This is a genomic window from Kitasatospora sp. NPDC004289 (assembly GCF_053602875.1).
In genome coordinates this window covers 1-13,333 of sequence record NZ_JBSGEL010000046.1, presented here as the reverse complement: position 1 = coordinate 13,333, position 13,333 = coordinate 1, and the positions used below count along the sequence as shown (strand labels likewise).

Annotated in this window: 11 protein-coding genes; 4 read left to right on the top strand and 7 right to left on the bottom strand. The window is 74.6% G+C overall.

The genetic code is table 11. From position 1 onward, the window contains the following. The first annotated feature begins 349 nt into the window (after positions 1-349). Positions 350-1,882, top strand: coding sequence for a hypothetical protein (locus ACWEPF_RS26930; RefSeq protein ID WP_452174550.1), 1,533 nt, complete (start codon positions 350-352; stop codon positions 1,880-1,882). A gap of 121 nt (positions 1,883-2,003) precedes the next feature. Here ACWEPF_RS26930 and ACWEPF_RS26925 read toward each other — a convergent pair whose 3' ends face one another. The 3 genes from ACWEPF_RS26925 to ACWEPF_RS26915 all read right to left on the bottom strand — a co-directional run bounded on the left by ACWEPF_RS26925 (position 2,004) and on the right by ACWEPF_RS26915 (position 4,754). Beyond that, positions 2,004-2,612: a response regulator transcription factor gene (locus ACWEPF_RS26925; RefSeq protein ID WP_452174549.1), complete on the bottom strand. Its 609-nt coding sequence runs from the start codon at positions 2,610-2,612 to the stop codon at positions 2,004-2,006. A gap of 146 nt (positions 2,613-2,758) precedes the next feature. Continuing rightward, positions 2,759-3,355, bottom strand: a complete 597-nt coding sequence (locus ACWEPF_RS26920; protein ID WP_452174548.1) for an NADPH-dependent F420 reductase — start codon at positions 3,353-3,355, stop codon at positions 2,759-2,761. Positions 3,356-3,491: 136 nt separating this feature from the next. Further along, positions 3,492-4,754: an NAD(P)/FAD-dependent oxidoreductase gene (locus tag ACWEPF_RS26915; RefSeq protein WP_452174547.1), complete on the bottom strand. Its 1,263-nt coding sequence runs from the start codon at positions 4,752-4,754 to the stop codon at positions 3,492-3,494. 258 nt (positions 4,755-5,012) lie between these two features. Here ACWEPF_RS26915 and ACWEPF_RS26910 point away from each other — a divergent pair, with 258 nt between their 5' ends. Then, positions 5,013-6,230, top strand: coding sequence for an MFS transporter (locus ACWEPF_RS26910; protein WP_452174546.1), 1,218 nt, complete (start codon positions 5,013-5,015; stop codon positions 6,228-6,230). A 16-nt stretch (positions 6,231-6,246) separates the two neighbouring features. Here ACWEPF_RS26910 and ACWEPF_RS26905 read toward each other — a convergent pair whose 3' ends face one another. Together ACWEPF_RS26905 and ACWEPF_RS26900 are read right to left on the bottom strand one after the other, a co-directional pair. Further along, positions 6,247-6,657 (bottom strand): DUF4267 domain-containing protein, encoded by a 411-nt coding sequence (locus ACWEPF_RS26905; protein WP_452174545.1) that lies wholly within the window; start codon positions 6,655-6,657, stop codon positions 6,247-6,249. 33 nt (positions 6,658-6,690) lie between these two features. Then, positions 6,691-7,407: a hemerythrin domain-containing protein gene (locus tag ACWEPF_RS26900; RefSeq protein WP_452174544.1), complete on the bottom strand. Its 717-nt coding sequence runs from the start codon at positions 7,405-7,407 to the stop codon at positions 6,691-6,693. 120 nt (positions 7,408-7,527) lie between these two features. On the opposite strand from ACWEPF_RS26900, the gene ACWEPF_RS26895 reads away from it, so the two are divergent. Both ACWEPF_RS26895 and ACWEPF_RS26890 read left to right on the top strand, forming a co-directional pair. Continuing rightward, the gene (locus ACWEPF_RS26895) at positions 7,528-11,082 is read left to right on the top strand and encodes a BTAD domain-containing putative transcriptional regulator (protein WP_452174543.1); all 3,555 of its coding nucleotides are present in this window, start codon (positions 7,528-7,530) and stop codon (positions 11,080-11,082) included. Positions 11,083-11,259: 177 nt separating this feature from the next. Further along, on the top strand, positions 11,260-12,177 hold the full coding sequence (locus tag ACWEPF_RS26890; protein ID WP_452174542.1) for a hypothetical protein: 918 nt from the start codon (positions 11,260-11,262) through the stop codon (positions 12,175-12,177). 48 nt (positions 12,178-12,225) lie between these two features. Here ACWEPF_RS26890 and ACWEPF_RS26885 read toward each other — a convergent pair whose 3' ends face one another. Both ACWEPF_RS26885 and ACWEPF_RS26880 read right to left on the bottom strand, forming a co-directional pair. Further along, positions 12,226-12,735: a hypothetical protein gene (locus ACWEPF_RS26885; protein WP_452174541.1), complete on the bottom strand. Its 510-nt coding sequence runs from the start codon at positions 12,733-12,735 to the stop codon at positions 12,226-12,228. A 156-nt stretch (positions 12,736-12,891) separates the two neighbouring features. Continuing rightward, a partial coding sequence (locus ACWEPF_RS26880; RefSeq protein ID WP_452174540.1) for an SAM-dependent methyltransferase occupies positions 12,892-13,333 on the bottom strand: 442 nt, incomplete at its 5' end.

The window sequence follows — 13,333 nt, the reverse complement described above, 5'->3', positions numbered from 1 at the left end:
GGTCGCGTGGAAGGGCAACGACGGCAGGCTCTGGCTCGCCACCGGCTCCGGGACGAACATGGCCCAGCCCGCCGAACCCTGGCTGCTCGGCGTGGCATGACCACTGCTCCGTAGCCGTGCCGACCTGGCCGACCACGTCGAGCACGGCCGGGCCCGCCCCGGCGACGGTGGGTCGACACAGCCTCCTCCCCGAGGCCGTCGACCGGACCGGCGCCGGGCTGACGGCCCGTGAGCTCTGCCGCCGGGCCCTTGCCGAGCCCCCGGAGCTCGCCCACCGGCGCCCGGCCCGCTGTGCGCGCCGCCCGTCCTTCCGTTCCCGTCCTCCGAGCAACCGAGAGTGGAACCTGCCATGAGCACATCGATACGCCGTCTGATCAGCGCCTTCGCCGTCCTGGTCACCGCCCTCACCACGCTGGTGGTCCTCCAACTCCCGGCCCGGGCCGCCATGGTGTCCGACGTCAACGGCTGGATCACCAGGAGCGAGGTGATCGAGCGGGCGCAGTACTGGGTGGACCACAAACCCGGTACCTACAGTCAGAGCGGGTACTCTCCCGGGCCGACGGGTGACCGCAACTACCGGCGGGACTGCTCCGGCTACGTGGACATGGCCTGGCACACCGGTACCGACTACTCGACCCGCACGCTCGGGCTGATCTCCCACACGATCGGCTGGAGCCAGCTCAAGGCCGGCGACATCCTGCTGGACGAGCAGGAGCACGTGATCCTGTTCGACGCCTGGGAGAGCGATCGCACCCACTTCTCGTACTACACCTTCGGCGACACTCCGGTACAGCGGATCACCCACGCTTCCAAGGACGCCCCGGACCTGGACGGCCACCCCCGGGGCGACTACGTCCCCAAGCGCTACGACAAGATCGTCGACGACGAGGCGGCGGTCGGCCGCAAGCAGATCGGCAACGACGCCGACGGCGCACTGAACTACGTCGAGAGCAACGGCAGCGGCGGCTTCCGGGTCCGCTACCAGAACGCGCCGAACAGCACCTGGCACGAGTGGACGGACCTCGGCGGCAGCGGCCTCACCGGCACCCCGGTGCTGGGGCGGAACGCCGACGGCACCCAGGAGGTCTTCGCCCGGCGCGCCGACGGCCACGTCCTGGCGGCCCATCAGGTGGCGCCGAACAGCACCTGGTCGGGCTTCGTCGACCTGGGCGGCAACGTCGTCTCGGACCCGGCCGTGGCGTCCAACGCGGACGGCACCCAGCAGATCTTCGCCCGCAACGCGGGCGGCGGGATCTCCACCACCTGGCAGCTCAGGCCGAACGGAACCTGGCACGAGTGGGCCGACCTCGGCGGCAGCGGCCTCACCGGCACGCCGGCGGTGGGCCGGAACGCCGACGGCACCCAGGAGGTCTTCGCCCGGCGCGCCGACGGTCACGTCCTGGCGGCCCATCAGGTGGCGCCGAACAGCACCTGGTCGGGCTTCGTCGACCTGGGCGGCAACGTCGTCTCGGACCCCGCGGTGGCGTCCAACGCGGACGGCACCCAGCAGATCTTCGCCCGGAACGCGGGCGGCGGGATCTCCACCACCTGGCAGCTCAGGCCGAACGGAACCTGGCACGAGTGGGCGGACCTCGGCGGCGTCAACCTGGTCGGCACCCCGACCGCGGTCCTGTGCGCCAACGGCAACCTGGAACTGTTCGTCCGCAACGGCAGCGGCGCCGTCATGAACGTCCACCAGGTCGCGCCGAACAGCACCTGGTCCGGCTGGAGCGATCTCGGCGGGCAGACGGTCGGCGACCCGGTGGTCGGCAGTGACGCGGACGGCCGGTTCGAGCTCTTCGGCCGCACGGCCGACGGCGGGACGGTGCACGCCTACCAGCGTTCGCTGGCCAGTGCCTTCACCGCCTTCGCGACGGTCTGAGCCGAGCACGGCGGGCCGCACACCCCCTGGGGCGTGCGGCCCGCTCGCGTTCGCGGTCCGGGGAACGTACCGCGACCGTCAGACCGTCAGGGCCGCCTCACCTGCTCGAACGGAACGGCCGTCAGAGCCAGCCGTTGTCGACGGCTATGCGGACGGCGTCGAGGCGGTTGCGGGCGTCGAGCTTGGTGACGATCGCGCCCAGGTAGTTGCGGACCGTGCCCTTGCCGAGGAAGCACCGGGCCGCGATCTCGGCCGGGTCGGCGCCGTCCTGGGCCATCCGGAGGAGTTCGGTCTCGCGTGGGGTCAGGGGGTTGGGGCGTGCGGTGAGGGCGGCGGCGGCCAGGGCCGGGTCGACCACGGTCTCGCTGGCGGCCACGCGGCGGATCGCGTCGGCGAGTTGCTCGGGCGGTGCGTCCTTGAGGACGAAGCCGCGCGCCCCGGCGGCGAGCGCGCGTCGGAGCGTCTCGGCCCGGCCGTGGGAGGTCAGCATCAGCAGGCCGCACCCGGGCGCCCCGGCGTGGATCTCCACGGCGGCGGCCAGCCCGTCCAGGCGGCCCGGCATCTGGATGTCCAGCACCACCACCTCGGGCCGGAGTTCGGTGGCGCGGGCCACCGCGTCCTCGCCGGTGGCGACCTGGCCGACGACCTCCATGTCGGGCTCCATGCCGATCAGGGCGACCAGCGCGCCCCGGATCAGGTGCATGTCCTCGGCCAGCAGTACCTTGATCACGATCGGGCCCCCGTCACGCCGCGACGCTACCACGCGGCCGGAGAGCGGCCTCGACGCCCGACCCGCCGTCACGAGCCACCCCGCCGCCGCCACGAGGCACCGACCCGCCGTCACGAGGCACCGCGCCGCCGCGAACTGACCCGCTGTCAGGGAGCCGCGTCGCCGCCCCGGAGGAGGGCGAGGCCGATCTCCGGGCCGAGGCCCTGGGCGTAGGCGAGGTGGATGAGCACCTCGGCCAGCGGCTCCAGGTAGCGGGCGGTGGCCAGCGGGCCGGCGTCCACCGCGTCGAAACCGAGCTGGGTGCCGAGTTCCGCGACGGCCTTGACGGCCTCGCGGTCGTCGCCGGCGAGCAGCAGGAGCAGCGGGCGGCCCTCGTAGGAGGCGGCCGCGGTGGCGGCGGCGAGGACGGTGTTGAAGCCCTTGACCACCCGGGCGCCGGGCAGGGCCTCGGCGACCAGTTCGCCGCCGGAGGTGGTGTGACCGACCGTCAGGGAGAGGAAGTCGGGGCTGAGCGGGTTGGTGGCGTCGACCACGATCCGGCCGGCCAGGGCGGCCCGGACCTCGGGGGCGAGGGTGGCGGTGAAGGGAACGGCCAGGAAGGTCAGCTCGGCCTCGGCCGCCTGCCGGGCCGCCTCGGCGACGGGGGTGGCGGTGTTCGAGGTGGTGACCTCGTGCCCGGCGCCGGACAGGCGCCCGGCCAGGGCCGAGCCGGCGTTGCCGGTGCCGATGACGTTGATCCGCAAGACGGTCCCTCCCGAACGGGCACGGAGTGCGCCGTGAAGCGCACGGAGCCCGGGGCGGACGGCCGCCCCGGTGCCGGTCAAGCTACCGATCACCGGGGCCGCGGGCCGCCCCGTGCCGTCCGCGTCCGCCGTACCGTCAGGTCCGGGCGGTGACTCGGGCAGGTGCGGTGCGCCGGTGCCTGAGGTTGACCACGGCCGCCCGGGCCAGCACCGCCGGGTTGAGGAAGCGCAGCGGGCCGATCAGCCGGGAGGCGAAGCGGTGCATGTGCCGGGCGATCGCCGCGTCGCGGGCGGCGGCGGAGAAGATCAGCCGCTCCCCCGGGTTGAACGGGCGGGCCTTGGCGTAGTCGGCGGCCAGCTGCTGGTGCCCCGTCAGGCTGCGGCGGTGGCGCCGGGCGTAGGCGGCGAGCGCCTTCGCCAGGTCGCCCTGGCCGGGGCCGTCGGCTCCGCGAGCGCCTGCCAGGGCCGGGCCGACGGCCTCGGCCAGCCACTGGGCGGACTGCAGGGCCCAGGCGCAGCCGACGCCCCAGAGCGGGTCGGGGGTGAGCGCCGCGTCGCCGACCAGGGCGAGGCCGGGGGCGGTCGGACGGCGGCTCTGCAGGGGGTAGTTGACGGTGCCGATCAGTTTGGAGATCCGCCGGGCGCCGTCGACCGGCGGCGCCTCGGGGAGGGCGCGGACGAATGCGAGGAAGCTGCCCTCCGGGTCCGCCTTGAAGGCGGCCAGGTGCTTCTTCTTCTCCACCAGCACCGCGAGCACGGTGACGCCGTCCTCGTTGGGGAAGGCGTAGGCCATGTCGGGCTCCAGGAACCAGGTCTGGCCGATCCCCCCGGCCAGCGGCAGGTCGCGGTACTGCGCGAGGTAGCCGAAGCGGCCGTTCTCGTACTGCTTGGTGGCGATGCCCGCCCCCTTGGCCACCGCCGAGTCCTTGCCGTCGGCGCCGACCACCAGCCGGGCGCGCAGCTCCCGCTCGCCCTCGTGGGTGCTCACCCGGACCCCGACCGTCCGCCCGTCCTCCCGCAGCAGGCCGGTGACCTGGTGGCCGAGCAGCAGGTCGACCCCAGGGGTGGCGGCGGCGCGGGAGCGGATCAGCGGGTCGAGCCTGCTGCGGCGGAGGTTGTAGGCGTACGGCAGGGCGGGCCCGCCGGGGGCGGCCTGGGGCTCGATCCAGCCCCAACGGGTCCACCAGCGGGCGTCGTTGTGCAGGGCGCCGGCCGCCTCGATGGCCTCCGTCAGCCCGAGCTCCAGCAGGACCGGGTAGGAGCTGGCCACCAGGGAGTGGGTGCAGAGCACCTTGTACGCCTGCGGGTCGGACCGCCGCTCCAGCAGCGCCACCCGGACTCCCTGGCGGGCCAGCAGGATCGCCGCGGCGCACCCCGCCAGGCTGGCCCCGCTGATCACGACGTCGTACTGCTTCGGACTCCGCGTACCGTGCCCCGTGCTTCCGGACCGTGCCATGAGCCGTCCGCCCCCTTCGGTGCCGTTCCGTCCCACCGGTCGATTACCGGTGGGTACACATCAGCGCCCCTCAGCTGACAACCTGTCAAGAGCGCACCCCACCCCGGACGGCGACCGCCACTATTCATCAGGAACCCTGCCTGATAAATTCTGCTCCGTCAGAGCGCAGCCGTTCACTCATCAGGGGAGGGCCCAGATCCCATGGGCAGCTATCAGGACGCCCGCCGGGCCAGGATCCGGTTCGGCGTGGTCTTCGCCGTCCACGGCGCCGTGACCGGCACCTTCGTCACCAGGATCCCCTGGCTCCAGCACCACCTGGGCCTGAACGCCGGCCAGCTCGGCCTCGCGCTGCTCGCCCCGGCGATCGGCGCCTTCCTGGCGATGCCGCTGTCCGCCCGGGTGGTGGACCGCTACGGACCCCGGTCGGCGATGCGGCTGCTGATGGTCCTGTGGTGCCTGTCACTGGCCCTGCCCGCCCTCGCACCGAACCTGCCCGCCCTCTGGGCGGCGCTCTTCGTCTACGGCGCGACCTCGGGCATGGCCTCGGTGCAGTTGAACGCCCGGGGCGTGGAGGTCGAACGCGACCTCGGACGCTCCGTCATGTCCGGTCTGCACGGCCTCTGGAGCGCCGGCGGCCTGATCGCCTCGGGCTTCGGGGTGCTCGCGGCCGGGCAGCACCTCGACGCCCGGATCCACCTGGCCGTCACCGCCGTGCTGCTCACCGCGCTCGCCGTGCCCGCCTGCAACGGACTCCCCGACCTGCGCGCCGAGGCCCACCCCACCGACGGCCCGCAGACCTCCCGGAAGGCACCGCCGCGCCTCTCGCTCCCGCCCCGCTCGGCACTCGCGATCGGCCTGGTCGGCTTCTGCGCCGTCTTCGCCGAGGGCGCCGGCATGGACTGGGCCGGGGTCTACCTGCGCGACGTGACCGGGGCCTCGCCCGCCGTCGCCGCGGCCAGCTTCACCGCCTTCGCCGCCACCATGACGGCCGCCCGCCTCACCGGTGACCTCGCCGTCCGACGCCTCGGCCCGGTCCGCACCGTCCGCCTCGGCGGCGGGCTCGCCACGCTGGGCGGTCTGCTGGTGGTCTGCTCCGACTCGCCCGCCACCGCCGTTCCCGGGTTCGGCCTGATCGGCATCGGCGTCGCCACCGTCGTCCCGCTGGCCTTCGCCGCGGCCGGACGCACGGCCGAACCGAGCCGGGCGATCGCCGGCGTGGCAACCATCACCTACACCGCCGGTCTGAGCGCCCCCGCCGCCGTCGGCCTGATCGCCCAGACCGTCTCGCTCAGGGCGTCGTTCGTCCTGGTCGCCGCCCTCACCGGCGCCCTGGTGTTCACCGCCGGCGCCCTCCGCCACCGGCCCGCGCCGGCCTCCGTCGCCGACGCCCCGTCCGAACGGACCGTCGGCGCCGTCTGAGGCGGCTCCGCGAGGCTCAACCCGCCCGCCGGGCAGCCGCCGTGGCCCCACGCGGCTCCGTGAGCAGCAGGGCCGCGGTGAGGAGCACGCCGAGGGCGGTGAGGCCGTGCACGGTCAGAGCCGTGGTGGTGTCACCGTGCCGGGCGAGGATCAGGGACATGTCGCCGATCGGGATGGTCGCGGCCGCGAGCATCGCCCAGCCGAGCGAGCGCCGCCGGCCCGTGAGCAGCAGGACGAGGAGGACCAGCGCGAGGCCCAGGTCGCGGATGCCCTTGACCGCGAGGAAGCCGGTGCCCTGCTCGGTGGGCCAGTCGGGCAGGCCGAAGCCCGAGGCCATGGTCTGCGGGGTGAGCAGGAAGCCACTGCCGAACCAGAGGACGAAGGCGATGCCGAGGGCGGCGAGGACGGTGGCGAGGTGCTTCTTCATGACGGGGATCTCCTTCGGTGACGGGCGAGCGGTTCAGCCGCGGACGCGGCGGACGGAGCGGGCGTACAGCGAGCGGCCGACGGTGTGCCACAGGAGGCGGCCGGGGAGCGGGAGTTCGGCCAGGAAGGCGGCCCGCTCCTCGGCGTCGGCGTCCTCCAGGGCGATGCCGAGGAAGAGCAGCAGCTTCGGCTTGGGCGTCGCGGCCAGGAAGTGCTCGCCGAGCCGGTTCCACTCGGCCGCGGTGAGGTGGCGCTCGGCGAGCGGCAGGAGCTCGGCCTCCTCGTCGTCCAGGTGCTCCACCAGGACGGCGCGGCGCTCCGCGAGCACGGCGGCCAGCCGGTCGCGCTCCGCCTCGCCGGCCGTCGACTCCCAGGCGGGGAGCGCGGCTTCGGCCGCCGCCAGGGTGGCGGCCACCCGCTCGTGCTGGGCCTCCATCCGCAGCACCACCTCGGCCTCTAGGTCGACCCGGCCGAGCAGCAGCGGCCACAGGTGCTCGTCCTCGCCGTGGTGGTGGTTGTGCAGGCCCAGCAGGTAGTCGCGGAGGTGGGCGGCCAGGACGGCGGCCCGCGCGGTGTCGCCGGGGGCCACGGCGGCAACGAGTTCGGCCAGCAGCCCGGCCTCGCGGCGCAGGCCGCGGTGGATGACCACCATGCCGTGGGTGTCGGGGCGGACGCGGTCGTCCGTCGTCTTCCGGCCCTTGCTCGCGGTCTTGCTCTCGGTCCTGCTCTCGGTCTTGCTCTCGGTCTTCATGGTGAAGAGCTTCGCCGGGGCCTCCTGGAAGCGGTTTGGAGACGACTTGGACCCCCCGGTCCCGTCGCCCGGACGGCACCTGACGGTCCGTGAGCCGGTCCGACTAGGATGGCGCGCGCGATGGTGCGGATATCGGTTCTCGGCTCCCTGACGGCCGAACGGGACGGCGCTCCGCTGCCCCTGGGCGGGCGGCGGCAGCGGTCGGTGCTGGCCCTGCTGGTGGCCTCGCGGGGCCGGGTGGTCTCGGTCGACCGGATGGTCGAGGAGCTCTGGCAGGACGCCGCCCCGGCCCAGGCGGTGACCTCCCTCCAGTCGTACGTCTCCAACCTGCGCCGCCTGTTGGAGCCCGGCCGCGCCCCGCGCACCCCCGCCCGGCTGCTGGTCAGCGCCGCCCCCGGCTACGCCCTGCGGCTCGACGAGGCGGCGGTGGACTCCTGGCGCTTCGAGCTCTTGGCGGCGCGGGCCGCCACCGCACCCCCGCACCAGGCCCTCCCCCTGCTCACCGAGGCGCTGGCCCTCTGGCAGGGTCCGGCCTACGCCGAGTTCGCGGACGAGCCGTGGGCCCGTGACGCGATCGCCCGCCTGGACGAACTCCGGTTCCACGCCCGCGAGTCGGCCGTCGCGGCCCGCCTCCGGACGGGCGCCCCGGCCACCGCCGTACCGGAGGCCGAGCTGCTCACCCGGGACGCCCCGCTCCGGGAGGAGGGGTGGCGGCTGTACGCGCTGGCGCTCTGGGCGGCGGGCCGTCAGGCGGACGCCCTGACCGCGCTGCGGCGGGCGCGGGCGGTCCTCGCGGAGGAGACCGGTCTCGACCCGGGGCCGGCGCTCGCCGCGCTGGAGTCGGCCGTCCTGTCGGGCCGCACCGAGGCGCTCGCCGACCTGCTGCCCGGCCGACTCCCGGACCCTCTCGGCGTGTTCGGCTCCGCCGCCACCACCCTTCCGCCTCCCGGCACGACGAGCGCTCCGTCCGCCGGCCTCCCCGCGGAACCGGCCACCGCCGCTCCGGCACGCGCACCGTTCGCCGGTGGGACAGCCACGGCCGACGCACCCCCGACCCGGGTGGACCACGCTCCGGCGAACGGCCTCACCGACACACCACCGACCGGGCTCACCGGACGCGTACCGTTCGTCGGCCGAGCCGCAGAGCTGGCCCAGCTCACTGCTGCCGCCGCGCGCGCCGACGCCGGCGCCGGGCCGGCCTTCGCCCTGGTGACCGGCGAGGCGGGGCTCGGGAAGACCGCGCTGCTGGCCCGGTTCGCCGAACGACTGCGCGCGGAGGGGTGGTTGGTGGTCTCGGGGCGGGCCGCGGACTCCGCCGGAGCACCACCCGCCTGGCCGTGGGTGCAGGCCCTGAGGGAGCTGGCGCAGGCCGCGCCGCCCTCCCCCGAACAGTCCGCCCTCCTCGCCCCGCTCCTCTCCGACGACTCCCCCACCACGCCCGCCGACCCGGGCGACGGCGCGGCGGCCCGCTTCCGCCTGCACCGCGCCGTCCACACCTGGTTGGCCGAAACCGGGACCGACGCCACGGCCGGCGCCACCACCACGACCGCGTCCGAAGCAGGCGCCGAGCCCGACCCCGGCCGCCCCGTGGCGCTGCTCCTGGACGACCTGCACTGGGCCGACGGCGAGAGCACCGCCCTGCTCGGCGCCGCGGCCGAACTCCCCTCCGGCGCCCGGATCCTGATCGTCGGTGCGTACCGCGCCGAGGAGGCGCCCGCCGGCCTCACCGAGGCCCTGGCCCGCCTCGCCCGCCGCGAACCGGTCCGCCTCCCCCTTCCCGGCCTGACCCCACCCGCCGTCGCCGAACTGCTCGCGGCCCTCGGCACCGACACCAACACCGACACCGGCGACGGCAGCGGCGACACCACCGGCACGGCCGCCGGCCCGCCGGTGAGCCCGCAGACCGTCGCCGCCCTGACCGAGCGCACCGGCGGCAACCCCTTCCACCTGCGCGAGAGCGCACGCCTGCTCGCCGCCTCCGGGGAGGCGGCGGCCCTGGGCGAAGTCCCGCAGGGCGTACGGGACGTGGTGCGGCGTCGGTTCGCCCGGCTGCCGGCCCCGGCCGTGGCCGTGCTCCGGCTGGCGGCGCTGGTGGGCGCCGAGGCCGAGGTCGAGCTGTTGGTCACGGCTGCGGAGACCGGGGAGGAGGAGGCGCTCGACGCCCTGGAGGCCGGGGTCCTGGCCGGGTTGCTGGAGGAGCCGTCGCCGGGTCGGGTGCGGTTCGTCCACGCGCTGGTGCGCGACACCCTGCTGGCCGATCTGACGGCCCTTCGGGCCCGCCGGATGCACGGCCGGATCGCCGACGGCCTGGAACGGCTCGGCTCCACCGACGTCACCGCACTCGCCCACCACTTCGCCTCGGCGGCCTCCACCGCCACCGCCCGGCGAGCCGTCCACCACGCCCTGTCCGCAGCCGAGTTGGCCGGCCGCCGGCACGCGCACGACACCGCCGCCGCCGTCCTGACCACCGCCCTCACCGCCTACGACCGCGTCCCGGACCCCACCCCGGCCGAGCGCGTCGACCTGCTCGGCCGCCTGCTCCGTGCCCAGGTCCGCGCCGGTGCCGTCACCCGGGCGCGGGCCACCCGGCAGCTCGCCGTCGACTCCGCGCACGGCGATCCCGCACTGCTCGCCTCCGCGCTCACCGCCTGGACGGTCCCCACCCCCTGGCAGATCCGGCCCTACGGGGAACTGGACCTGCCGCTGATCGCCCTGCTCACCGCCGAGTCGGCCCGTCCCGGCCACTCCGACGCGGTGCGGTGCGACCTGCTGCTCGCCTACTGCGCCGAGCTCTCCGACCTCCAGGACCCGCGCGCCCGCGCCGCCGCCGAGCAGGCCCTGACGCTCGCGGGGGACGATCCCGTCCGTCGCGGCCGGGCACTGGCCGCGCTGCTCCGCGAGCTGGACGCGGACCGGGAGCGGCCCCGGCTCGCGCTGCTCTGTGCCGAACTGGCCGAGCCGGCGCTCACGCACGACCTGCCGGGGCTGCGGTGGTTCGGGCTCTTCACCGGCGCCTCGGCGCAGCTCTCCGCCGCCGCGGCCGACCGGCTGCTGGACGAGGCGGCGGAGGTCGCACAGGCGTACCGGCTGCCGCAGGCGCTGGTGGTGGGGCGGGCCGCGCTGGCCGTCCGGGCGGTGCTCGCGGGGCGGCCGGATGAGGCCGAGCGGCTGTACACGGAGGCGGCCGCCGGCATGGCCGCCCAGGGGTCCCCGCACGCGGAGGGCTTCCACCTCATCGCCCTGGCCACCATCCGCAGCCGGCAGGGCCGCCTGCCCGAACTCCTCCCCCGCCTGCGCCGGTTGGCCGACCGGTACCCGCCGGCCCGGGACGTCCTCGCGGCCGCCCTCGGCGCCGCCGGCCACCACGAGGAGGCCCGCACCGTCCTCGCCCAGGCCGGCCCGCTGCCCACCGACTTCTTCCTCAAGCTCTACGCCACCTTCCGGGCCTCCACCGTCCTCGCCCTCCAGGACCACGCGGGCGCCGCCGCCCTCTACGCCACCCTCCTCCCCCTCCACGCCGCCCCGCCCCCTGCCGCCGGCTACACCGTCGCCATCCGCCCCGTCGCCGCCACCCTGGCCGACCTGGCCGCCTTCCTCGGCGACCCCGAGGCCTCCGCCGCACACCACGCCGAGGCCGACGCCATCACCGCCCGGTGGGACCTCGCCGCGCCCTGACGTCCCGTCAGAACGGCCCGCCCGGACGGACGATCACACCGCCCGGCAACGCACCGCCGTTCGGATCACGCCGACGAGTGGTTTGCGTTCGAGATTCGGATACGCACGACCCTTGTCGCGCAACGACCGTCCTAGCATCGGAGCGTCCCCGCACCGAACCCATCGAGGTGGTCCGCGATGTCACTCCCCTCCCTGTCCCGCCGCTCCCTGACCCGCCGCTCCCTGGGCCGCACGTTCCTCCGACTGACGGCCGCGCTCTCGCTCGGCGGTGCCCTGCTGGCCGCCCCGGCCCAGGCCTCCGCCGAGGAGCAGCGGTTCGCCCCCACCTACACACCGATGCTGGCCCGCCTCAACCCCGGTGCCACCGAGGTCCAGCGGTGGAACGGCGGCAGCAGCTGGTCGCAGATCGGCGGCCCGGCGGGCGAGATCTACACCGGCGGCGGCGTGCTGCTCGCCACCAATCCGTCCAGCGGTGACGTCTACAAGTACGACGGCGCCAACTGGGCCCGGATCGGCGGCCCGGGCCGGAAGTTCGCCGTCGGCGGCAGCGGCCAGATCTACGGTCTCAGCCCCGACTCCAGCGGCGTGTACCAGTGGCTCTCGGGCACCAACTGGAAGCAGATCGGCGGCCCGGCGCTCGACATCGTGGCGGGCGGGAGCCGGATGATCGCCATCGAGCCGGGCTCGGGCAACGTCTACCTGTACGGCGGTCAGCCGAACAACTGGGCCCAGATCGGCGGCCCCGGAGCGCAGTTCGCGATCGACCCGTCCAGCCGGATCTACGGGCTGAGCCCCGACTTCAGCGGCGTGTACGAGTGGACCGGCGGCAAGAGCTGGCACCAGATCGGCAGCGAGGCCGGCCAGATCGTGGCCGGCTCGGCGGGACTGCTGGCCACCAACCCGACCACCGGAAACGCCTGGCTGCGCAGCGGCGGCCACTGGAACGAGATCGGCGGCCCGGCCCGCCAGTTCGCACTGGACGCGGCCGGCAGCATCTTCGAGCTCGACAATGGATCCCAGGCCGTCCGCCACTGGACCGGCGGCACCAACTGGGACCAGATCGGCGGCCCGGCGGACGTCATCGTCGCCTCCTGACCCGGCTGCGGCGGGCCCGCCGCCCACGGGCGGCCGGCCCGCCGACGGTCAGTGGTCGACGAACATCTCGAAATCGTTGTAGCCGTCGGCGAAGACGTACGTGTAGGGCTTGTCGAACAGCTTGTGCCAGTTGTTGGCGGTGTCCTGGGCCCAGATCTCTTCCCGGTTGATCTTCACGTTCTTCTGGCGCCCCGGCGGGGTGTTCGGCGTGGTCACCGTCAGGGTCAGACTGGTGAGGTCCTTCCACACGATGTGGCTCGCCGGCTTGGGCCCGGCCAGCAGGTTGACCCGGCTGTTGGTGTTCTGGAAGTCGCCGAACTTCTGCAGGTGCTCCTGATCGGAGTCGCAGCCGTTGGTGTTGGTGCGCACCAGCCTGGTCCAGGTGTCGCTTCCGGAGGCGTCCCGGTACCGGGCGGTCACCCAGGCGGGGATGCACTCGTTGGTGTTGGAGAGGTCACCGACGTCGAACCAGAGGCTGAAGGCCTTGAACTCCACCTCTCCCGCGGTCACCGCACGAGACGTGCTGAACGGGCCGGCCAGCAGTGCCGACGCCGCCATCACCGTGAACATCCGACGAAATGCCCGAGAACCGCGCACAGCCATGTCGCACCCCAATTCGCGATCGACCACCATTCCCCGCGACAGAAGGCTAGAGAACGCTCCGTACACGGGCAATCACTCGCAAGGGTTGAACTCGCGCTCGTCCGCCCGCATTCACGCCTTCCGGGCGACACCGCCCGCGATGCAGCGCTGACCGGCCGTCCTCGGCTTCAACTGCGGGCCGTCCGGCCACCAGTCGGCGCACGGGACCAGGCCCGGGGCGACCATGTCGAGGCCGCCGAAGAGCTGCTCCAGTTCGGCCCGGGTGGAGAAGGTGCCGCTGCCCATCATGCTGTGCAGGAACATCTCCTCCATCTTCCGGGCGGTCGCGCTGAACTCGTCCGCCGGGTCGAGGAAGTGACTGACCGCCACGTACGACCCGGGCGGCAGCGCCTCGACGTACGCGCGCATGATGTCGCGGCGGGTGCGCAGCGCCTCGCCGTTGTAGTGGTGGAGCGTGCCCATCTGCAGCAGCGCGACCGGCCGGGTCCAGTCCAGCGCGGAGCGCACGGCCTCGTCGCTCAGCAGGGCCTCCGGCTCGAAGATGTCCGCCTCG